The sequence below is a fragment of the Kordiimonas aquimaris genome (genome assembly GCF_025574485.1).
Taxonomy (GTDB): Bacteria; Pseudomonadota; Alphaproteobacteria; order Sphingomonadales; family Kordiimonadaceae; genus Kordiimonas; species Kordiimonas aquimaris.
In genome coordinates this window covers 89,959-112,467 of sequence record NZ_JAOBPO010000001.1, presented here as the reverse complement: position 1 = coordinate 112,467, position 22,509 = coordinate 89,959, and the positions used below count along the sequence as shown (strand labels likewise).

The 22,509-nt window shown below is 48.3% G+C and carries 21 protein-coding genes and 1 tRNA gene; 7 read left to right on the top strand and 15 right to left on the bottom strand.

The window, feature by feature from the left end; all coding sequences use genetic code 11:
* Nucleotides 1-119 precede the first annotated feature (119 nt).
* Both OEU88_RS00470 and OEU88_RS00465 read left to right on the top strand, forming a co-directional pair.
* Nucleotides 120-2,150 (top strand): S9 family peptidase, encoded by a 2,031-nt coding sequence (locus OEU88_RS00470; RefSeq protein ID WP_262693128.1) that lies wholly within the window; start codon nt 120-122, stop codon nt 2,148-2,150.
* Nucleotides 2,151-2,278: 128 nt separating this feature from the next.
* Nucleotides 2,279-2,791 carry a RidA family protein gene (locus OEU88_RS00465; RefSeq protein ID WP_262693127.1) on the top strand — a complete coding sequence of 171 codons (513 nt, stop codon included), beginning with the start codon at nt 2,279-2,281 and terminating at the stop codon, nt 2,789-2,791.
* Between the two features lie 64 nt (nt 2,792-2,855).
* Here the strand turns inward: OEU88_RS00465 and OEU88_RS00460 are convergent, their stop codons facing one another.
* On the bottom strand, nt 2,856-4,562 hold the full coding sequence (locus tag OEU88_RS00460) for a putative 2OG-Fe(II) oxygenase (protein WP_262693126.1): 1,707 nt from the start codon (nt 4,560-4,562) through the stop codon (nt 2,856-2,858).
* A gap of 221 nt (nt 4,563-4,783) precedes the next feature.
* Here OEU88_RS00460 and OEU88_RS00455 point away from each other — a divergent pair, with 221 nt between their 5' ends.
* The 3 genes from OEU88_RS00455 to OEU88_RS00445 all read left to right on the top strand — a co-directional run bounded on the left by OEU88_RS00455 (nt 4,784) and on the right by OEU88_RS00445 (nt 7,694).
* Complete coding sequence (locus OEU88_RS00455; RefSeq protein WP_262693125.1) at nt 4,784-5,647, top strand: diacylglycerol/lipid kinase family protein; 864 nt, start codon at nt 4,784-4,786, stop codon at nt 5,645-5,647.
* Between the two features lie 83 nt (nt 5,648-5,730).
* Nucleotides 5,731-6,426: a YkgJ family cysteine cluster protein gene (locus OEU88_RS00450; RefSeq protein WP_262693124.1), complete on the top strand. Its 696-nt coding sequence runs from the start codon at nt 5,731-5,733 to the stop codon at nt 6,424-6,426.
* 161 nt (nt 6,427-6,587) lie between these two features.
* Nucleotides 6,588-7,694, top strand: coding sequence for a hypothetical protein (locus OEU88_RS00445; RefSeq protein ID WP_262693123.1), 1,107 nt, complete (start codon nt 6,588-6,590; stop codon nt 7,692-7,694).
* Here OEU88_RS00445 and OEU88_RS00440 read toward each other — a convergent pair.
* Nucleotides 7,691-8,347 (bottom strand): hypothetical protein, encoded by a 657-nt coding sequence (locus tag OEU88_RS00440; protein ID WP_262693122.1) that lies wholly within the window; start codon nt 8,345-8,347, stop codon nt 7,691-7,693. The two genes, OEU88_RS00445 and OEU88_RS00440, sit on opposite strands and share 4 nt — an antisense overlap.
* A 125-nt stretch (nt 8,348-8,472) precedes the next feature.
* Entirely contained in the window at nt 8,473-10,890 is a 2,418-nt protein-coding gene (locus OEU88_RS00435) for a DUF305 domain-containing protein (RefSeq protein ID WP_262693121.1), read from the bottom strand.
* A 185-nt stretch (nt 10,891-11,075) separates the two neighbouring features.
* Here OEU88_RS00435 and OEU88_RS00430 point away from each other — a divergent pair, with 185 nt between their 5' ends.
* Together OEU88_RS00430 and OEU88_RS00425 are read left to right on the top strand one after the other, a co-directional pair.
* Nucleotides 11,076-12,461: a pyridoxal phosphate-dependent decarboxylase family protein gene (locus tag OEU88_RS00430; RefSeq protein ID WP_262693120.1), complete on the top strand. Its 1,386-nt coding sequence runs from the start codon at nt 11,076-11,078 to the stop codon at nt 12,459-12,461.
* A 279-nt stretch (nt 12,462-12,740) separates the two neighbouring features.
* Nucleotides 12,741-13,928 carry a methionine aminotransferase gene (locus OEU88_RS00425; protein WP_262693119.1) on the top strand — a complete coding sequence of 396 codons (1,188 nt, stop codon included), beginning with the start codon at nt 12,741-12,743 and terminating at the stop codon, nt 13,926-13,928.
* Nucleotides 13,929-14,132: 204 nt separating this feature from the next.
* On the opposite strand, the gene OEU88_RS00420 is transcribed toward OEU88_RS00425, so the two are convergent.
* From OEU88_RS00420 to OEU88_RS00365, 12 genes are all read right to left on the bottom strand, one after another.
* Complete coding sequence (locus OEU88_RS00420) at nt 14,133-15,140, bottom strand: SIR2 family protein (protein WP_262693118.1); 1,008 nt, start codon at nt 15,138-15,140, stop codon at nt 14,133-14,135.
* 84 nt (nt 15,141-15,224) lie between these two features.
* Nucleotides 15,225-15,764, bottom strand: a complete 540-nt coding sequence (locus tag OEU88_RS00415; protein WP_262693117.1) for a hypothetical protein — start codon at nt 15,762-15,764, stop codon at nt 15,225-15,227.
* A 387-nt stretch (nt 15,765-16,151) separates the two neighbouring features.
* Nucleotides 16,152-16,226 (bottom strand) — tRNA-Phe (locus tag OEU88_RS00410).
* Between the two features lie 143 nt (nt 16,227-16,369).
* Nucleotides 16,370-16,558, bottom strand: a complete 189-nt coding sequence (locus OEU88_RS00405; protein ID WP_262693116.1) for a DNA gyrase inhibitor YacG — start codon at nt 16,556-16,558, stop codon at nt 16,370-16,372.
* A gap of 11 nt (nt 16,559-16,569) precedes the next feature.
* Nucleotides 16,570-17,979 carry a ribonuclease E/G gene (locus OEU88_RS00400; RefSeq protein WP_262693115.1) on the bottom strand — a complete coding sequence of 470 codons (1,410 nt, stop codon included), beginning with the start codon at nt 17,977-17,979 and terminating at the stop codon, nt 16,570-16,572.
* Complete coding sequence (locus tag OEU88_RS00395; RefSeq protein ID WP_262693114.1) at nt 17,972-18,634, bottom strand: Maf family protein; 663 nt, start codon at nt 18,632-18,634, stop codon at nt 17,972-17,974. The genes OEU88_RS00400 and OEU88_RS00395 overlap by 8 nt, the downstream gene beginning before the upstream one ends.
* Before the next feature lie 15 nt (nt 18,635-18,649).
* Nucleotides 18,650-18,868 (bottom strand): translation initiation factor IF-1, encoded by a 219-nt coding sequence (infA, locus tag OEU88_RS00390; protein ID WP_191250466.1) that lies wholly within the window; start codon nt 18,866-18,868, stop codon nt 18,650-18,652.
* Nucleotides 18,869-19,027: 159 nt separating this feature from the next.
* Complete coding sequence (locus OEU88_RS00385) at nt 19,028-19,489, bottom strand: arsenate-mycothiol transferase ArsC (RefSeq protein WP_262693113.1); 462 nt, start codon at nt 19,487-19,489, stop codon at nt 19,028-19,030.
* Entirely contained in the window at nt 19,486-19,983 is a 498-nt protein-coding gene (locus OEU88_RS00380) for a UPF0262 family protein (RefSeq protein ID WP_262693112.1), read from the bottom strand. Before OEU88_RS00380 ends, OEU88_RS00385 begins: the two co-directional genes overlap by 4 nt.
* A gap of 23 nt (nt 19,984-20,006) precedes the next feature.
* On the bottom strand, nt 20,007-21,302 hold the full coding sequence (gene hisD, locus OEU88_RS00375) for a histidinol dehydrogenase (protein ID WP_262693111.1): 1,296 nt from the start codon (nt 21,300-21,302) through the stop codon (nt 20,007-20,009).
* The gene (hisG, locus tag OEU88_RS00370; RefSeq protein ID WP_262693110.1) at nt 21,283-21,954 is read right to left on the bottom strand and encodes an ATP phosphoribosyltransferase; all 672 of its coding nucleotides are present in this window, start codon (nt 21,952-21,954) and stop codon (nt 21,283-21,285) included. The genes hisD and hisG overlap by 20 nt, the downstream gene beginning before the upstream one ends.
* A 44-nt stretch (nt 21,955-21,998) precedes the next feature.
* On the bottom strand, nt 21,999-22,448 hold the full coding sequence (locus OEU88_RS00365; RefSeq protein ID WP_262693109.1) for a DUF2948 family protein: 450 nt from the start codon (nt 22,446-22,448) through the stop codon (nt 21,999-22,001).
* Between the last annotated feature and the right edge of the window lie 61 nt (nt 22,449-22,509).

Below are 22,509 nucleotides of genomic sequence, written 5' to 3'. Positions count from 1 at the left end.
TATTTGTTGGCTGTATTATAACGAAGACGTGTTTGGAGGCAATCTAGGCATCTTTGTTTTACCCTTGCAAAAGAGTACAGTGCATGTCCTAATTTGCCGCAATAGGGGGAGTGATTTTCATGAAGTATAATGTATTTTTGCGCGCTATTACCATAGCTGGCATTGCGTGTGGTTTTGGTTTCCAGGCAGGCGCCGCTCATGCTGCCACTGAAGCTAAAAGTGATACGCTGACAGTTGATCATATAATAGGATTAAAGACACCGCGCGATATTCAGGTAAGCCCTGAGGGTGATTGGGTTGCCTATGTTGTTGCGCGCAATGATACAGAAAAAGATAGAGGGTTTCGGCAAATATGGATGACGTCTACAGACGGTAAAACCACTTTACCGTTAACAGCATCTTATACGAACGCATCAATGCCGCGCTGGAATCCTGATGGTACATCACTGGCTTTTCTTGGCACACGTGGCAGCGACAAAGACGCAAAGTCTCAGGTGTGGTTGCTAAACCGCATGGGTGGTGAAGCACAACAATACACAGATGTGAAACACGGCGTTTCGGGTTTTTCATGGTCTCCTGACGGGACGCGTATGGTACTAACTATTCGCGACCCTGAGGCTGAAGATGCCGAGAAGAAAACAGATAGTAAAAGCCCGAAACCGGTTGTGATTGACCGCTTGCAGTTCAAGCAGGATTATGTGGGGTATCTGGATCGTCGCCGTAGCCATTTATATTTATATGACGGTGATAATGAGCCGCTTCAAATAACATCCGGTGATTATGATGACAGTGACCCGCAGTGGTCCCCTGATGGCACGCGTATAGCCTTTGTTTCCAAACGTGATAATGACCCTGACGCAAACACAAACAGTGATATCTGGATTGTTTCAGCTGATATGGGTGCGGTTGAACGTCCTTTGACCCAGCTCACCACAAATAAAGGCAGTGACGCGAGCCCCGCATGGTCCCCTGACGGTAAAAGCATTGCCTATGTAACGGCAACAGATGTAGAAAAATTCTGGTATGCGACCCGTAACCTTGCGGTTGTTGACGCTGAAGGTGGCACACCGCGTATATTAACTGCTGACTATGACAGGATGATCAATAATCCCACTTTTGCAGCAAATGGTAGATCAATTTATTTTACCGCAGCGGACGGTGGCAATTATCCATTAATGAAAATTGCGACAAGCGGTGGTGTGCCGGAAGTGCTGACAAAAGGCGATGTTTCAGTGCGAGACTTTGCACTTGCAGATGGCGGCGCGATTGCGGTTTTACTTTCAAGTCATGATGCGCCGTTTGATGTGAACATGGTAAAAGGCAAAAAAGTAACACGCATTACGCAACTGAACGATACGCTGCTTGATGGCGTTAAACTGGGCAAGGTTGAGCGGTTGAAAGTTGCCGGATGGAACGGCGACATGGTTGAAAGCTTTGTATACTATCCGCATGACTATGATGCTTCGCGTGCTTATCCAACCATCTTTTTCTTGCACGGTGGACCGGTGGCGCAGCATGACGCTTCCTTTGATGTATGGGGACAATTGTATGCGGCGAACGGTTATATTGCTGTGTTGCCTAATCCGCATGGGTCAAACGGATACGGCGAAGCCTTCACATACGCGCTGAACCGTCAATGGGGTGTGCCTGACTTTGCTGACGTGGACGCAGTGGCTGATCATCTGGTTGCAGCAGGCGTTAGCGATGGTGATCGTCTCGGTGTAGGTGGCTGGTCATATGGTGGTATTCTGACCAATTATATGATCACTAAATCCAACCGTTTTAAGGGTGCTGTTTCAGGCGCTAGTGTCGTGAACCATTTGGCAAATTACGGTCACGACATGTACCAAAATACATGGGAGGCCGAGTTTGGTTTCCCGTGGGAAAAGAACGATGATCTTGATGCAATCAACATCTTTACCAAGCTTGGTAATGTTACAACACCCACATTGATCATGGGTGGGCAAATTGACTGGAATGTACCGATACAAAATTCAGAGCAAATGTATCAGGTTCTGAAGCGCCGCGGTGTTGATACACAGCTTGTTGTGTATCCCGGCGAGCACCATGGTATTCGCAGGCCAAGTTTCCAAATTGATCGTTACAATCGTTATCTTGGTTGGTTTGATCAATATGTCAAAGATGAGTAACATCTGGATGACTTTGGCTGCGTAAAAGAGATGAAAGTGCGGAACCTATTTTTGGTTTCGCTCTAACGGATAACAATATTTACCGCGCCGTGTGCGCGTCACAGTAAAATTTAAATATGGAGAGAGACATGCGTTATCTTTGGGCTTTGGTCATTCTGTTTGCGGTGCCTGCATATGCAGATGGACACACACCGGAGGAAAAGCTTGCTGAAGCCGGGCATGTGTTGCCGTCACCGACATCACCGGTTGCCAACTATGTTACGTGGCGCAAGGCGGGCAACATTCTTTATTTGTCCGGTCACGGGGAATGTGGTGATGAAAGAACAACTGGCAAAGTGGGCCGTGACCTTACTGTAGAACAAGGATATGCTGCGGCTCAGCGTACGGGACTTTGTATGCTGTCTACAATCAAAAGCGCCGTGGGTGAGCTTTCAAACGTGAAGCAGGTTTTGCAAATCATGGGTATGGTCAACGCAACACCTGACTTTGGTCAACAACCTTCCGTGATTAACGGATTTTCGGATGTTTTTGTTGTAGCCTTTGGACCAGCTGGTAAAGGCGCACGTGCAGCCGTTGGTATGGGCAGCCTGCCAAGCAACATTGCCGTTGAGATCAGTGCAGTTATTGAACTGAAAGAATAGCTTTTTACACATGAGAGGTGTGTCTGGCTCACGCCTCTCTACTACATGCAGGATCAAATAGCGTTTATTGAGGCACGACATCAAACGCGATTGTTGTGCGGCGCTTGCCTTCTTTTATCGGCACTGTGCCGTGCAGCATATAAGACGGAAACAGTACAAGCCGCCCAGGAACGGGTTTTACAAAACGTTGTGGGCCTTCATTTTGAGGATCAAAGTATGTGTCGCCAAACTTGAGCCAGCCTTCGTGGATGTCATCATCCAGTTCATCGGGCACTTCCACATAGTAAACCGAGCTTATCCAGCCTGATGTATGCACATGGTCATTGTGATACCCGCCTTCGCTCAATTGTACGCTCCATGCACCGGAAAAGTCGAAGCCATCAGTTATGCGATTTTTAAACTCATCAGGGCCTGTTTTTTCAAGGTGTTGTATATATTGTTGAATGCAGGCTCGAAGCTGGTTTTCCAATGCTTTGATTTCAGCATCGCCTTTGTTGAACAACATGCCGTGGGTTTGCGTTCCGCGCACAAGTGTTTGGTCAATAGGCGCTGCATCTGACTGATGATGTGGCTGCAATACGCGCAGAAGTGCATCGGTAAATGCAGCCTGTGTTTCATAGCCGCTTGGCAAGCTGACATCGAAGACCTGAACTAGTTCTTCATAGTCATTGACCCGTTTTGCTTCTGCAGGGTTCAGGTGTGTGTGACACGCGGCAAGAAAAGCCAGGCATTCTTGATCGTTTTCATCAATTGCTTTGCATTCGGTCAATATGTTTGCCGCTTCGCGGTATTGTTCCTTGCCGATCAAGGCGCGACCATAGGACTTAAGCATATTGCTATCTTTGGCATCGAGTGCATAAGCCTGTTTATAAAGAGGAATGGGGTCAAAGTCGGTATCTAGCTGTTTATTTATTGTTGCTAACTCGGCACAAATACGTGCGCTTGGCCCGAACATGCTCAAACAGTTTTCAAGCTGTGTTTTGGCCTCTTCAAGTTTGCCGGAAAGGATGCGGAAATAGACTTGTCGCAGACGCAGTATCAGCAAGCTTGGTAGGTTCTGTATGGCTACATCAAGGCTTTTCATAAAGTTGGTGTGCTCACCGTGTTCCCACAATGCTTTATTGAGTGTGTCGTGGGCATCCACGTAATGGCGTTTTACAACAACCGCTTTTTCATAGTGATTGATGGCTTTGCCGATCTGGCCATCATCGTAGTAAGCATTGCCTGCTAGTAAAAATGCTTCTGCGTCCGCACAGCCAGCGTTGAAACAGCGCTCGTGGCAGGCAATTGCTTGGTCAATGCGACCCATAAGACGCAACACTTCGCCCAAATAGGCATATCCGATTGGCAATTCTTGTGTTTGTAGGCCAGTCTGAATGGCTGAGCCTGCATTATCGAGAGAGCCAACAGACATCATGGCAAGACCAACGATTAAATATAATTCGGCACTTTTACCTAGAGCTGTCATTCCCTCGCTGGCAATTTGAATCGCGCTATCAGGGCGCTGAACATATAGTTCGGCGCGAGCAGCAGCGATAACATTATCAATGGATTTGCTGTTTTCGTTGTAAACAGTTTGGGCGACAGTTGCTGCCAGATCATATGCTTTGATATCAATAAGCATCTGGATAAAAGCTCTATGCTCTATAGGCTTTGGTCGGAATTCCCCTTGCCTAAATGTATCCACGGCTTCTGCTTCTCTTCCGTGTCCAACGGCATGCAGCATGCGCTGGCAACCTTCTGAGAAATTACCATCAAAACTCTGTGTCACACATTTTCCAATCGATAGCCTGTTTTGCAAAGCGCACCTTAACAAGATGCCCAACTTTGGCAATCAGTGTATATGGCAATTGCTTTAGAAAATAGATGATTAAACCATAATCAAGGTTGCTGTTAGGGGCACTGATCTATCTTTATTTGGATGCTACGACGTTTGATGTCATGTTATGGATAAATACTTGCTATCCCATTCCAGTTGAGAAAGCTAATGCAGTGAGCCAGCATGTCCTTGTTATCAGCAATCCCACTGCAGGAAGAGCCAACAGTCATTATGTCACGGATTTAATAGCGGCTCTCGGTAATAATGGGTTCAATGTTAAACATGTCGAGACAGGTCCGGGCGGATCAATTGTAGTTGATCCTGCGGAGGCTATCGACGTGGTGCTGGCTGTCGGCGGTGATGGCACAATCCGCGATATCATCAATAAGCTTTCTGTGCAGAATTATAAGCTCGCTATTGCGCCGAGTGGTACAGCAAATGTTCTTGCCGCCGAGATTGGTCAGGCCGCAGGCGTCCGCGATGTTGTAAATACAATTATGGCCAACAATGATGTTTCGTTGAATTTAGGGTTCATGGACGGCGCTTATTTTTCAGTAATGGCCAGCGTTGGTTTTGATGCAGATGTTGTGCACACTGTTAATCTCAAATTGAAGAAGCGCTTCGGCAAGCTCGCGTATTTTATGGCAGCGATAAAGGCTTTTTGGCATTTTCGGCCACAACGCTTTAGCGTCACAATTGACGGTGAAAATCACGCTTGTGAAGGTGTTATTTTATCAAATAGTCGCTATTACGGCGGGACATTTACCTGCGCGAAAAATGCGCGCATTACAGACCCTTTATTACACGCTTGCCTGATACGATTGAATGGCCGTGTTGATGTGATCAAATTTGTCCTTGCGATGGTACGCGGTCGCTTGCATGTTTTTGATGGTGTAAAGTTTGTTGCGGGCACTGCTTTTGCAATTCCTGAACCCGGATTGTGTGTCCAGTGTGATGGTGACGATGCTGGCAAGACGCCGTTGCATTGTGTCAGTGAGTTATCATCGAAGGTTAGAATTTTGTTGCCGAGCAATTAGTCTGGCTTGATTAAATTCAACTGGACAGTGAGTAACAGCGTGTTTGATACTTGCGTTTCTGGTTCCGATAAGTTGATGAGAAAATGACAGAGAACCTAAAATCTGACAATAAGCCCGATGAGCATCTTGTTCAGGTTATTCTATCTGCTAAGCAATCAGGAGAGCTGTGTCAGGCTTGCGGTGTTTGCTGCACAGGAGCTTTTTTCTCGCATGTTAATGTTGCTGAGAAAGAAGTGGACCGGCTTAGCGGTACGTTGATAAAAACTTATACTGGCAAGAAAGGTAAGCCGGTATTTGATCAGCCGTGCCCTGCGCTGTGTGGTACTAGTTGCTCCATATATGATAAACGTCCGGGTTCTTGCCGCGCTTTCCTCTGCAAGCTTACCAGAAATGTGCTTAATGGTCAGGCTGACCTAGAAGCAGCGCTGGAAACAGTGACTGAACTCAAAGCTTTAACTGTATGGTTGCGTGCTAATGCGCCAGCACAAGTGTTAGAACCAATGAAAAGTACGTCGTCTCTGCAACAATCAGCGGAACACACTCTTGCTGTCTGGCAAGGTAAAACTGAAGCAGAAAATGCTTCATCGTCCAGCAAGGCGTTGCTGGTTATGTTGACAAACCTGCATGTTTACTATTCCAGAAAACAACACAACGCAGCTCTTACCGAGCAGGATAAAGAATACATCACCAACGCTTTCGCTTTTGCTAAGCTGTGTGACCGAGAGTTTGCGGAAACCTCATTGTTGCGAAAATACGCGCAACTTGTTCAGAGGTTCTAACACCTGATAGAGCACGTTAGTTTGTCGCACGTATTGCACGGCTTATCTGTCCGGACAGAAAAAGAGCTGTAAAACTCTGTGTCCCCACAGTTTCTCTCTCGCTGCAAACATCGATTTTTGCCACCTATACCTACAGCAAGAGACAAGCGTGGAGAAAACGAATGAAAAATATAATTACAGTGGCATTAGCGAGCTATGTCATGCTGCACCCTTCAGCTAAGGCCGCAACTGCCGAAACAGCGGTTGCTGATATATGTAACCAAGAGAATGTGGAATGTCTAACGAGTGATGTGGGCGTTATAATTGGCAGGCCCGGTACAACAGCCTCGTATGCGGACGGAATAGAAAAAGCTGCAATAACGTTTGAGCGCTTTTTTGGTCATAAGGCACCAAAGGCGGCTGTTGTGCTGGGCGAGGTTGTGGATATGGATATTCGCAGAAGCCTCACGGATGTTTATCCAGTTGTTTTGCCGTGGCTTACTATAAAAGACCGTGAAGCAATGGTGGCACGCAGTGTACGTGCTCAAGTGTTAAGGCAACAACCGGACCTGGAAGGTGCGGCGCTGGACGCTGTTGTAGAGCGATCCGTGAAGGCAAGTCTGAATGCAAACAGTGCAGGGCGGAATGCGGAAGACATGCATCAAGGGGTGCTTGCACATGAGTTGGGGCATATGTTTTTCATCCGGTCTTTTTGGCCTGAAGAAACCATGAGCATGGTTGAAGTGAGACCAAGTCAGATAAACCGATATGCTGGCCCAGGACCAGACTGGCTTGATGAGATGGCAGCTGTTTTGATGGAAAACAGGGTGTTAACCGCGAGCCGAACTGCTTTGCTTGGCACGATGTCAGAAACCGATGATTATAGCGATATGTGGGATATGGAAACATATTTTAGCATGACTCATCCGGCTTTCGAACAAGCGCGCCGTTTAATCGCTGCACGGCAGAACTCAGCTGAAGGCCGCGCGCGTGGTGGCGTTGTAATTCTGTCGCGCGAAGATGTTGAGGCCGGCGGCGATGGCCGTAATCCTGTAACTTTTTACGCTCAGTCGCGTGGCTTTGCCGATTACATGATTGAGAAAACAGGTAACGAACGCATCTTTGCAGACATTGCACGTTACATTGCTGCGGGAAATTCAATGACAGAGTGGCTCGCGGCAGAAGGGCAAAATTATGGCTTGTCTAAAACGGTGGACTTGCTTGAAGAAGATTTTAGGCTTTGGTTGAAAGGGCGTTATGAGCCCGCCGATGCAGGTAGTCAGATCTAGTTGGTTTTTTTGGTGCTTTCTGCTTTCACGCTTGGCGTGCTGAGGGCATCAATTAGTCGTTTCAACCTGTCTTGATCATTGTTGCTGATAGTTGGTATGTCGGTAAGCTGTTTCAAAAATGCATCGCGTTCGGTGGGGGTCAGATTTGGCGGCATAACAATGATTTTTTCGCCAGTACTTGCTGTGGCTCCATCGAGGTGCTCAGCGCGTAGTTCGATTGTTACATCAGCGAATGCATCGATCTCTGCAGCATCCAGCGCGCCGTTTTTGTTTTTATCGCCTGTCGCTAAAAGCCAGTTAATTGTGTCTTTGTTTGCAAGGTTTATGGTGTCTACAGTTGTTATGACGTTGTCACCGTTATGGTCGAAATAGCGCACTACTTTTTCACCGACAGTAATGTGGTTTAGCTGGTTGAGAGAGAAATATGCCGTCGTTCCTGCTAGGCCTGCGATCAGAATAAGACCAATTGCTGTTGCCATATGATTACGCGTTGTTTTGCTGCTCGCAGGGTTCAGAAAATCCCCGATATAATCCCGAATGGCGTGGCTTGCGGTTGTGCCAGCTTGGCGGCATGCTTCCATAAATGCGAGTTTTTCGGTGTAAGACACGCGAACTTCAATTGTTTCACTCTTTTTTTCAGGGCGTTTTGTCATAACGTTAATGCCTAATCTTGGTAGAGCAAACTGTGAGATTAAAATGCGTCCTTGTCAAAGGGTAGTTATAGATAAGGCCTGAAGCTGTTGAACTTCAGGCCGATGTGGTTCTGTCATGTTTTAACTTAACGTAGTTTTGCGGCAATGCCGTTTAAGGTTTCACCAAGTGATGCCAATCGCTCCTGCGTTTTGGCGTTGCCTTCGCTTGCATTCAACGCCGTAGCGAGTGTTGTCAATTGGTTTGCTGTGTTTGCGTCGCGGCTACCTTGTTCCAGACTTGCCTGGGAACGATCAAGGGCTGTCGTTAAATTTGAGACAGTCGATGCTGACAAAGCATTGCTGCGCTGAAGCTGGTCGATATAGGCGCGTGCCACAACAGGGTCTGCAGGCCATGAAACCCGGAACTGTTGCTGCGGATTGAAGACCGTTCCCTGGTCTGCAATGGAAGCAGCAGCAATTTCATTTTCGGTCAGATATTCACTGGGCAACAGGGCCATTACATCCAGACCGCGGACAATTTCGCTACCATAAATTTTGCCGTTATACCAATAGGCTGACCAAAAACCGCCCGTGACCAGAACGTCCTCGTGGATAGGCCCACGGTCAAAGAAGGCGATCTCTTGCGGGTTGGTGGAATCGGTAAAATCAATCACGGATACACCGCCTTGATACCATGCTTGTACAAAGATATCGCGGCCCGGCACAGGCACAGCAGAGCCATTATGTGCTACGCAGTTTTCCGTCTCTGACTGCGGTGCAGGTAGCTTGAACCGGCCTCTGTATTCCAGCTTTCTGTCGACAATATCGTAAAAGACATTCGCACCCCATGTTTTGGGGTCATGCGCCAAACAGCGCGGACGGCCACCGCCGCCCCACTCATCGGTAAACAATACTTTGGTGCCATCGTTGTTGAAGGTGGCTGAATGCCAGTAAGCAAAGCCTGGGTCTGTCACCACATCGATACGTGTTGGTTTTAGCGGATCGGAGATATCGAAGATGATGCCGTTGCCCGAGCATGCACCCGCGGCAATTTTGGCTTCGGGGAACACCGTGATGTCGTGGCATTGATCTGTTTCACTGGTGTCTTGCGTGTTGGCACCGTGGTCGCCGCCTTGCCACAATCCAGCTATTCTGCCGGTCTCTTGGTCTGCAAACACCGCAGGGCTGTCAACAATCCGCGAATTGGCTGGGTTATCAACCGGAATTTCAATCACATCAATACGGAACAGGGCGGTGCGCTCATCGCCTGGCACGCGGCCTACGCACCCTGCAAGCTCTTCTTCGCTACGCACGGATGATGTGCCTGAGTTGTAAACAACAATCTTGCCGTCTTTGCCCGGTCCAGACACAACCGAATGGGTGTGTGAACCACGGCAGGTTTGAACCTGTCCTACTTGTCGTGGGCGTGCCAAGTCGCTGATATCAAAAATCCGCAGACCACGGAACCGGTCAGCGCTTACGTCTTCACTGATGCCTTGGCGGCCACAATCAACGCGGCCGCGGGTTTGCTCCACTGACATAATCAGCAAGTCACCAACAATCGAGATGTCGCCTTGCCCGCCGGGACAAACAACGGAGCTGTATAATTTGGGTGTACCACCTTCCTGTAGCTGATAAACGTTGAAACCGTGGTAGCTGCCAACAACCAGCTTATCGCCTGAGAAGGCCATGTCGGTGTTGGAGAAGCTCAAAAACGGCGAGCGTTCGCCGCGCTTAACGTCTGCTTCTTCATCTGTTTCACCTGCTTCATCATCAGATTCAATGACAGGCGGAAGGTCAGACGGATTGTCCGGGTCAAAAAATCCGGCAGGACGCGGCAGTGTTGCAATAAGTGCAACATTCATTGCGGCTTCACCGGCATCATCAAAGCCAGCAGCCAAACCGGCACGTGGATCGTTAGACAAGCCAACAAGCAATCCGGTCATACGCTTGATTTCCGAGGTCTGGTCATTGGTGATGTCGCTGACAAAATCAAAGAGCACAGGGTCGTAAGCAGAACCAGAATGACTAAGCAGGTCGTTCACCATGGTAATCGCGCCTTTGTGGTGCGCGATCATAAGCTCCAGAAACATGCGGTCAAAGTCTGTCGCGTTTGCTGCGGCCAATGCGGCCATTTGTGTTGGTGATGCCATGCCTGCCATTTCATGCGACATGTTCATGCCTTCGTGCGCGGTTGGTTCAGGTACATTTTCACCGCGCGCTGCCAGCCACTGCGACATAAATCTGATTTCATCTGCTTGAGACGCATCAATGCGACCTGCAATTTCAATCAGCTCTTCCGTATTGGTGCGACTAGCCACAAGTGCGGCCATCTGTACGGCTTGGTTATGATGCGGGATCATGTCCTGCATAAATTGCACATCATCAGTGGAGTAGCTGTTGTTGGCTATCTCAATGGCCTTCTTGGCATCAAGCGCTTGCGCTGGCTTGCCCGGCGCGCCCGGTTGCACAATGGGTGCATCCTGCGCCATTGCCATACCAGCATGAGCCATTAAGGCAATGCTCGCCGTTGTTGTTAGAATATATTTTTGAAATGTGGTCATTGAACCGCTCCCCATACATGTACCCACCTGTAACTTAAGTACGATAACCGAATTTGGAGGTAATGCAAAACCACAAAACACTAACACTTTCCATCAAGTTCGCAGTAACAAAGGCTTGTATTTGCGTGAATGCGTATTGAGCTATATATGTGCGCAGCACATTAAAAATTAGAATTTGAGGGAAAATGAAACAAAGTTTAGAGATTTTCAATCGCCTGGTCAGTGAGCTGCTGGCGGATGAAGCAGAGAACCCTGTTGCTGAGCATATACCCTCAACTGAATTGTACGAGCGCCTTGATATCAAATTACAAAAAGAAGGGATCAGCGCTACAGCGCTTGAGAACTCTTTAAAGAGTTTGGTTTTTGCCTCACCGCGCACAGCCACCCCCGGGTTTTTCAATCAACTTTTTGGCGGCCGCCAGGACAAGGCTGTTCTGGGTGACCTCATGTCCGTTATCCTCAATAACAGCATGTACACATACAAAGCGGCTGGCCCTCAGGTGGGCGTGGAAAAAGCGATACTGCGTGAAGTGTGCGATATGGTCGGCTGGGGCCCGCAAGCAGACGGCGCACTTGCGCCCGGTGGTTCCATGACCAACTTTATGGGCATGATGATGGCCCGTGATGCCTTCAATGACCAAATAAGGTTTGAAGGTGTAGCGCAAAAAATGACCGTCTACACATCAGCAGAAGGCCATTACAGTACACAAAAAAATGCAGCGTTTGTCGGCATAGGGCGCGCAGGTGTCAGGAAAATTGCTACAGACGACCAAGGCCGTATGGATATGGCGGTTTTGCGCGCAACAATTCAGGATGACATCGCGAAAGGGTATCACCCTGTCCTCATTAACTGTACGGCAGGCACAACGGTGCTCGGCGTGTTTGATGATCTGGTCGCGGCCAGCGCAATCGCAAAAGAACATAACATCTGGCTGCATGTTGACGGGGCATACGGCGGCGCTGTCCTTTTCAGCGATACGTACAAGCATTTAATTAAAGGCGTAGAAAACGCAGACTCGTTTACGATCAATGCGCACAAAACGCTGGGCACGCCGCTTAGTTGTTCCCTCATCGTGGTGAAAGACAAAAAACACCTGCATGATTCCTTCTCTAATGATGCGAGCTATCTTTACCAAACCGACGAGGATGACTTTAACCCGGGCAAAACCTCCGTTCAGTGCGGCCGCAGAAATGACGCGCTGAAACTTTGGGTGCTGTGGAAAAGTGTGGGCACAAACGGGCTTGAAAAAATTGTTGATAAGCAGTTTGAACTGGCAGATACGGCACGCGCATATATCAGAAACAACCCTGACTATACTGATTACAGCGAAGACAACACCATTGCGGCCTGCTTTAATTATAAAGGTATTCCCGCCGAAGACATCTGCACGGCACTGTATGAGCATTCAGAACTTTTGGTCGGATACGGATCGTTCAGGGATGATACTTTCATCCGGCTGGTGACAGTAAATGCGACGAATGAGAATGAAGACATTCTAAATTTCTTCAAAACGCTGGAAGCCTTCGTTGCGAAGAACGAGAACCTGTTGACTCAGACCGTGGCTGCTTGAGCTCTCAAAATAACATTAGAAAAACTGACAACGATAACTCGCTGTACCTACTCGAATGACCATATTACAATCGAATGGTTAGAAAAATGGTGCCGGAGGTGGATTAGACTCGGCGATGCTCGCCACCTTCGCTTCATTCGGTTTGAACCACCGACACGCGGGTTTTCAATCCAGCAGTAGTTGGTTCGGTGTCGGGTTGCTTAGTATATTGAATTTCAATAGTTTTGCTTTTGCAAAAGAGCTTAAGCAAGCTCGCTCATAAAATCATAGGAGCCTTTGGTGTCATCTGCTTTTACCAGTAAACTGCCAAATTTAGAGACCAGTATTTTCACTGAAATGTCGATAATGGCTAACGAGCATCAAGCGATTAATTTGGCTCAAGGCTTCCCTGAATTTGATGCACCCGCTTTTTTAAAAGATAAAATTAATCAGGCCATTCATGAAGGGCACAATCAATACGCACCCTCAAATGGTTTGCCTGAATTGTTAACTCAAATTGCCGAAATGGTGCACAGGCATTATCAAACTGAATTAACTGTTGAACAAAAACTTGATGGCCTGAAGGGCGTTACTATTACTGCAGGCGCAACTGAAGCCTTATGGGTCGCTATACAAACCCTTGTGCGCAAAAATGATGAAGTGATTGTTTTTGACCCTGCCTACGACTCTTACGAACCTGCCGTTGAGCTTGCAGGCGGCGTTTGTCGCCATATCGCACTTGAGGCCCCAAGCTATGAAATAAACTGGGTACTGGTAGAACAAACCGTTAATGCCAATACACGCGCCATTATCATTAACAACCCGCACAATCCAACGGGTTCAATACTGAGCCAGTCTGACCTTAGTACGCTAGAGACATTGGTTGAAAAATATAATTTATATGTCATCAGCGACGAAGTATACGAGCACATGACCTTTGACGGCCTAAGGCATGAGAGTGTTTTACGGTACCCCGCGTTATTCAGGCGCGCCTTTGTCGTCTCTAGTTTTGGCAAGACTTTTCATTGTACCGGCTGGAAAATGGGCTACTGCGCTGCACCGGACGCGCTGTCTGCGGAGTTCAGAAAAATACATCAATACGTCACCTTTTGCTCATTTACCCCTGCGCAAATAGCCATTGCACAAATGCTAAGAGAGCAGCCATCACATGTCACTGGTTTGGCAAGTTTTTACCAGCAAAAACGAGATTTACTCGTCAGCGCGCTAGAAGGCTCACGTTTTAAGGTGCTGCCCTCAAAAGGTACGTATTTTTTATTGTTGGATTATTCAGCCATATCAGCACTGGGTGACCGCGAATTTTGTGAGTGGTTAACTAAAGAAATAGGCGTTGCCGCCATTCCTCTCAGTCCTTTTTACCAATCGGAACAACGGGAAACTTATCTTAAGAATAATAAAGTGATACGCCTGTGTTTTGCTAAAAACGACGGCACTTTGCTGAAAGCCGCAGAAATATTGTGTCAGCTTTAGCAATAGCAGCAGTGCAATATAATATTCATTGGTTACGGGATGGTTGGCGAGCTGCCGCTCGGTAAAAAGTGTCGGTAAAAACGACAAAACCGCTCGTAAGCTATAACGCGAACCGTTCTCTGAAAGAAAAGTGGTGCCAGAGGGTAGATTTGAACTACCGACACGCGGATTTTCAAGCCAGCAATTCGGGATTAATCAGCTAAATCAGTTTTCATGAAGGGAGAAAGGCACGGTCCCGGAATCAAAATTTTTCTCTACGATTTCTAGGGTAGTATCCGTCGCCGCCAACGCCTTGAATTTCTTGCTTGCGTTAGCATCTGGATTAATGATCCGGATTTTCCTCTCTGGCGAAAATACACCTCGAAACAAATAGCGAAATAAACTGTCGACGATGTAGTCATCTTCACTGACGCTAAGACCGATTATTGAGATACCGCCTTGTCTTATGTTTAGAAATTCAGGGCGATACCACAGTGTTGATAATAGTCGAAGGTCGTTCGTTTTCCCATATCCTGGTAGAACAAGCAGCGGTTTAACTTCTCCAGTTAAGCAGTGTGCTTGGTCCCATTTGTCAGAGTTTTCTAGCGCGTCAGACGTGTAAATTTCTGTCGGCTGCATCTCCGTAGAATATCCTATGGGCTGAAACCCGAAACTCTTACCCCCTGTCCCCATGGTAGTGGGCTGCCCTTGAATCCAATGTACCGACCCATGCATCTTCATTATGTCAAGATGGTCATCTTCAAAACCATATGAATATGGCAAGCCCTCCCTTCGAAGAGTCATTTCGAGAAGAGTGTCCCAGTTGAATGTTAACACAATATCGTCTGAGGTAAGTTTGGAGGCAAAGTGTTTGTAGTAGTCTGGAATGTTGGGCAACGCTGGCGTGGAGGAAGCGATTGCTTTTGCAAGAAAGAACTTTAGGGCCATTCGTTCCCTACTGCCTTGATCACTCCAGCGTTCACCCCCTGCATGCTCGCGTAATTCGACAAAATCTAAGTACGTGCACAATCGGGCGAAGTCTTTCGCATCGGGACTACCAACAAGGTCGACATCTATTTGATCCGCATAACCTTCCACACGCGAAAGAAGGCCAGGTGCCTCTTTCCTGAACAGTCGTACGGCTTCTGGAAGTAACTTGTTGGTTAGTGGAATTCCCGCTCCCGCTGAAAATCCGGCGCCTAGAATAAAAATTCGACCTGTTTGAATGCTCAATATTTACTCCGATGCCTAAAGCACAAGATTACGTTGGTTGATAAGCATTGAGCTCGGTTGATTGTGTATGTTTGGCAGGCCAATTTAGTTAAGCGCCACAACAAATGACACCACTGCCAGTGCCAAAGAAAGCAGTCCCAAACAAACGCTAACTTTAACAGCAGGATCAGGGTGTCCAAGAGCGCCCAAAGCTGCTCTCCACCAGCCGACTTCTTCAAATTTTAAATCGAGTGACTCGTCAGAAACGCCCGTTCGTCCATTCAGTTCAATCCAAGCCTGCCAATCTACCCAAATAACTTTTTTGGCGGATATTGACTTTTTGCCTGATTGAGATGTCCATGCTAACTGATTATTCGCAGCAAAACGGATAACTCTGATTACAGAGCCTTTGTCGCTTGAAATTTTAAACCACCTTCCATGGACTGTATGCCTATAAGCTTTACTCTTATCCTTATCATGTTTTCCGTCGGTTTCTTTCGTAACATGTGAAAAGTTCACCGCAAACCAACCGTTAGGTACATCTATTGCTGGCCGTTGAGGTCTTCTCTTAAATTTACCTTGAAAGTGACACGTCATTTCGCCAGTCCATAATGAGCTATCAATAGTTGGGGTTTGATTAGTCATTGTGACAATACAACCTATTGCATGTCTTTTTGCAACAATAGGAAATGAGCGATGCGCGACGTTTTCTCAATTCTGGTAAGGACCTATCTCTCAATTCCACTTGGTCCAAAAGTTCACAGTTCTGCAGCATCGCTGGCTTTTGGCAGGGTCGCGTCAGAGATATTCCTGTCAAATATTGTAAAATCTTTTAGCGGACACTCGAATATACCCGGGGCTGAATACGCAAAAAGCCGCATATTAATGTGGCTTTTGAAGTGGTGCCCGAGGCTAGATTTGGCTCGGCGTTGCTCGTCACCTTCGCTTTGCTCGGTATGAACAGTGATGAAAATCGCTACCCAGGAACACAATTCAAAAAAAATCCCGCCAAAAGGCAGGATGTTTTTTAAGTGGTGCCCGGGGGCGGATTTGAACCACCGACACGCGGATTTTCAATCCGCTGCTCTACCCCTGAGCTACCCGGGCACATATATCTGTCAGGTGGGTTGCCTGACGTGCGAAAGGGCTTTTAGCCAATATTATTAGTTGTGTCCAGCGCTGAGTTGAAGTTTTTGCAAGGAACCAATCCAAATTTTTTATGAGGCTCTGCACAGAAACTGTGTTGCCGATCAGTTCTCTTCCAGATCATCATTTATTTCACTGTCGCCGGGCAGTACATATTGCTCGTTAAACCATTTACCAAGGTCCAGATCAGCGCAGCGTTTTGAACAAAATGGCCGGTATGCGTGCACCACAGGTTTACTGCACTCCGGGCACTTGGCCTTTACCATATCGGCGCTTTTAACTTTCTCGTTCATGTCCGTGCCCCTTAGGTATTGCGCAGGAAAACATCTGGTGTTGTGCCCAGCATCAACTCAACAGTGCGCTGGGTCATGGCTGTTAATTCTGCACTATAGTGTGGGTGTGCTTTCAACCATGCCAGTAAAGGTTCCGGCCCTGCGATAACGAGTGTGCCGGGTTGCGGTGCTTGCCCCGCCTGTAAGGCACGGCGCAGCAGATCAAGCATGGCGGCCTGAACGCGTGTACGTGTCAGCCCTGAAACCTGCATACGGTCCCGCAGTGACAAGCCACTGCGTTTGCGCGCAAATTCAACCAGACCAAATGTTGAAATGCCGGTGTGTTGCACAGGTACGCGGTCCTCACGGGTGACTTTTTCAATAAGCTGGATCAGCTCCTTGGCAGCGCCCTTGGCGGTCATGTCAATGAAGTCAACCACAACCAGTCCGCCTATATCCTGAAAGCGCAAGTGATACAGCACAGCCAGCGCTGCTTCCATGTTGACGATCACTTTGGCGTCTGATGCGCTGCGTCCCTTGAAGGCATTGCCCATGTTCACATCCACCACTGTCATGGCAGGTGTGGGGGTTATGCTGATCCAGCCGCCGGACGGCAGCATGATGCGTTCAGCCAAGGCTTCCTCAATAGCCTCGTTCACCCCGTAATATTCAAATGCTGGCTCAGTGCCTTTATACTGCGATAGTCGCTCATGCACATCAGGCCAGCGCTTGGCGCATGTTTTAGCGGCGGACGCAAAAGCCGAGCCTCCTTCTATCAGCACTTGTGTGCTGTCATCAGGAATAGCAATTAGCGCCTTTTCAAGCGGTGTATATGAAAACACAACACCAGGCTTGTCGGCTGCGCTGTTAATAGCTTGTACCAGAAGCTTTGCTTCCTCAGTAATGGCTTCGGTTGGTGTGTTTGCTGCGCGTGAACGCACAATGATAACTGCGTTTTCTGCACACGCCCCAAGCTCGGGTGTCAGCTTCTTGACCTTTGCAGGACCAATATCTTTGGAGAAATTTAGCCGGGCACCGCCCGTCTCGATAACAACATAACGCCCCATAAGGCGTGGGCGTGGTGTGATAACCAGTGCTTTGTCATCTTGTGTGCTGGGCTCGCTTACAACTTGCACCAGCAGGCGCATGCCTTCTGTTACACAGTCATTGATGCTGTTTGCCTTGCCTTTAACCAGTGATTTGGCGCGGCGCAGATTCATGCACCCCGTAAGGCCTTCTCCGAGGTCAGCAAAGGCAAGATCATTTGCCGTATCAATATGGGTAATGCGTGCGGCAAACACGCTGTCTAGCGGGCTCAGGCTTACATCATCATGAAAGCGCAAGTCGGTGGGCAGGCCGTCATCACCGTCGTTTGTGTCGATGTCAGCGCTGCGCCACTGGCCGATGCCAGGCTCGATGATGGTAAGTGATGCATTAGTCATGGCGGTGCTCGCTGGTTGTGTCCAATGCGCGCTGACCCAGCACGTGCCGACAGTGTGCGTTTAACCAGCCGCCAATCTCGAACAAAGGCAAGCCGACAACATTTGAATAAGAGCCTGACAGAAACCTGACATAAAGAACCGCCAAGCCTTGAATTGCATAGCCACCTGCTTTGCCGTTCCATTCACCGCTGACAATATAGGCTTCGATGTCCGCATCGCTTAAGCGCTTGAAGCCGACAGTTGTTGTAACAGACTTAACAAGCTGCTTACCGTCTGGTTTGATTAGTGAAATACCTGAGATAACCCTGTGGCGCCTGCCAGACAACATCGCAAGACATTGCCGGGCAGTGCTTGCATCTTCTGCTTTTGGTAATATACGGCGCCCACAAGCCACAACGGTGTCTGCGGCTAGGATAATGCTGCCTTGATGTGTGGGTGCAACAGCCAGCGCTTTTTCTCGCGCCATGCGTTCGCCGTAGTGTTTTGGCAACTCGTCCTTGTGCGGGGTTTCATCAATATCAGCTGGGGCAATGATGGCAGGCTTAACACCTATCTGCGCCAGCAAATCACGACGACGGGGCGATGCCGATGCCAGCACTAAAGGCGTATGTGTACCTTCAGATTTTACATCGTCATTTGACTGCGAGGTGGTCATGGGCCACCGAACCGATTATTTGAAACGGTAAGTAATGCGACCCTTGGTCAGGTCGTACGGCGTTAGTTCAACCAGAACATCGTCGCCTGCCAGCACGCGAATGCGATTCTTGCGCATTTTACCTGCTGTGTGGCCGAGAATTTCGTGATCATTCTCAAGCTTTACCCGGAACATTGCGTTTGGCAGCAGTTCAGTAACCGTGCCGCGCATTTCCAAAACTTCTTCTTTAGCCATTATGTCTCCTTGGTATGGCCCTCAATTTCGGCACATACATGACGAGATTAGCATCAAAAAGCAACCATTTTGGCCCAAAACATTAAGTTTTCTTGTTGATTCGATCTGAAATGTGGAATTTTTGTCGCGTATTGTAACGAAAAAGCGCTTAAATCAGGGCTAAAAGGGAAATTTATCAGCGATCTGCACTTCCAGCCGATCACGTACCAAACGGTAACTTTCCATCACCTGATTACGGTTACCTTCTGCGTCTGATGGGTCTGGCGTAGCCCAATATTCAAGGCGTGTGTTTTTAGCCAGATCCATCTTTTCAATGTGAGTATGGCTTTCTGGTGTTAAAGCAATGATCAGATCAAACAGTGTTATGTCGATATCACCTAGTGGCTTTGGTTTGTGGTCTTGAATGTCGATACCTTCTTCCGCCATCGCAGCGACAGAAAAAGGGTCAAGTGCACCAGCGATAAGCCCAACTGATTCTACAAACATACGTCGTTTGCTATGCTTGTTGGCTAACGCTTCTGCCATGGGGCTTCTCACTGCATTTTGGTTGCAGACAAAGAGGACACTCGGCGACTTTCTTTTGGCGCCGCTTTCGCCAGCTGATGTTCCTGTATCGCTCATCGCGGACCTCTGCCGTCTTTGAGGTGCAGCACACATACCAGCGTGAACAGGCGCCGTGCTGTTTGCATATCCACTTCCACCTTACCTTCAAGACGTTCCATCAAAAGCGTGCTGCCTTCATTGTGGAGGCCGCGGCGCCCCATATCGATTGCTTCAATCTGGGAAGGGCTGGCTGTTTTAATCGCTTCGTAGTAGCTATCACAAATAGCAAAATACTCACGGATGATGCGCCGAAACGGTGTCATGGCAAGGCGAAAGCTCATTAGTAACTGATCGCTTATCGCAGACACATCAAACTGAAGGCGCCCTTCAATGGTGCCCAATGTTAACTTGTAAGGACCTTCGTAAGTTTCGTCCGATGACTTTACGAGGTGAAAACTGTTTTCTTCAAGCAGATCAAAGATCGCAATACGCCGCTCATGCTCAACGTCAGCGGTCCACCGCACCACGGTCGATTCGTCCAGCTTCACATCTATCAGTTTGCGGCTCGTCATAGGCTCCTGCCCAGGTTGGTCACTTATTGATCTTTCAGCCGGATGCTAACAGAAAGTGCGTGTGCGCCAAGCCCTTCTTCATTTGCTAACGTCACTGCCGCTGGGCCAATGGTTTGTAGGCTTGCCTCATCACATGCCACAAATGTGGTGCGTTTCATGAAATCATAAACGCTCAACCCGCTTGAGAAGCGTGCTGTACGCGCTGTTGGGAGAACGTGGTTAGGCCCCGCTACATAATCGCCAATGGCTTCCGGTGTATGACGCCCCATAAAAATAGCACCTGCGTTATTTATTTTCCGGCGCATGGCCTCAGGGTCATCAACTGCGAGCTCTAGGTGTTCAGGGGCTAATCTGTCCGTTAAGGCAATAGCGTCGTCCAGATCAGGTACAACAATGACTGCGCCGTAATCACGCCAGCTTGCAAGCGCAATGTCTTTACGTTCCATTGTGGCCAAGTGATCTTCAACTGCGTCCATAACCATTTTGGCATAGACGGCGTCGTCCGTAATAAGAATGCTCTGTGCCACAGAATCGTGCTCTGCTTGCGACAACAAATCTGCTGCAATCCAGCGCGGATCAGTTTTGTTGTCTGCAATCACCAGAATTTCACTTGGTCCGGCAATGCTGTCGATACCAACTTTGCCAAAGACCTGCCGCTTTGCTTCTGCAACAAAGGCATTACCTGGTCCGACAATTTTATCTACAGAGGAAATCGTGGCAGTACCGTATGCAAGCGCGGCTACCGCCTGAGCACCACCGATGCGATATATTTCACTAACACCTGCCAGTTTAGCTGCCGCTAGTACAAGTGGATTAAGTACATCGTCGGGGGTGGGAACAACCATTACAATACGCTCAACACCAGCAACGGTGGCCGGAATAGCGTTCATCAACACAGAAGAAGGATAACTGGCAAGGCCCCCGGGCACATACAACCCCGCAGCGCTCACTGGTTTCCATGCCTGACCAAGGCGAACGCCTACGTCGTCTATATAGTCGATATCTTCAGGCAATTGCTTTGCATGAAACGCGCGAATGCGGTCAGCCGCTAGCTTGAGAGCGTCCATGGTTTCTGCGTTAACCTGAGTGCATGCCCTATCAACTTCTTCGCCGCTGATGGCAAGGCCATGTGTGCGTGCATCAAACCGGTCAAATTGCTCTGTAAAATCAAATAGTGCATCGTCACCGCGTTCTTGAACGGCAGTGAGAATACCTGCTACGGCATCGCGCACATCATTTGACTGTTCACGTTTGGCACCCAGTAAGTTTGCAAACTGATCTTCAAAGTCTGCGGTGGTGCTACTCAGCAGTTTTGCCATCTTCCAGCACCTCCCTGAAGCGATCAGTCCAGTATGTTAGTTCGCGCGGGCGTGTCTTGAACGCTGATCTGTTAATAACCAGGCGAGATGTGATTTCTGTTAATACCTCAACTTCCTTGAGGTTGTTGGCTTTAAGTGTGCTGCCTGTAGATACCAAATCAACGATTCGCTTCGATAAACCAAGGCTCGGCGCAAGCTCCATCGCACCGTTCAGTTTAATGCACTCAGCCTGAACGCCGCGGTTGGCATAATACTGGCTGGTAAGGTTTGGATATTTGGTGGCTACGCGAATGTGTGACCATTCCTTTGGATCGCTGTCCGGTTCGTCCACAGGCATAGCAAGCGACAGGCGGCAATAACCGATCCCGAGATCAAGCGGAGAATACAGATCTGTATAGCCAAATTCCTGCAATACATCATTACCAACCACGCCTATGTGTGCTGCGCCAAACGCAACAAAAGTTGCAGCATCAAACGCGCGCACACGAATGATGGTCAGGTTGTCTATATTGGTCGCGAACTCAAGCTGGCGTGACTTTGGGTCATCAAAGGCTGCTTCCGGCTCAATCCCAGCACCACGCACAAGAGGCATAACTTCATCGAGAATGCGCCCTTTAGGTAGCGCAAGCACCAACTTTTCCGAAAGTTCCATCAACCTAATCCTGTGATGATTTAATAATCAATCTACGTACGCAGCTAACCTTCGTGACGGGGGCGTGCTATCGCTTCCCACGTTTCCGAGAGGTCAGTTGCAACTGCGTCAACAACCTCAGCCGATAGTCTAATACTCGCATTGTCTGCAAAGTTCAGTAAAATTGTGACGCCAACGCCCGTTTCATGAGCTTCCATGTCCAATAGCGACAAAACTGTGTCGCTGCTTTTCAGGTCAATTCCCGAAGCTTGTACCTTGCTAATACCATTGAAGTGTATAGCTGTACGAACACGCTCACCTTTTGGGCGCCGCAGCCAGCCCTTCTTTTCCCAAACATAACGATTGCCAACGAAAGCAAATCGCTGTGTCTCCGGTTGCCAGGCAATATCATTCACCAGCACAGCAGTGTCCTGCATTAAGCTGGAGATAACCGTTAGGTCTTCTGCTGTTTGCGCAATAAGTTTGAGCGATTTGCTCTTTTGAGGCTTGCTCATGGGGACGGGCTCGTTTCAGTTGCAGGAAATGGTTATAATAATGACATTAAAATCAATCGGA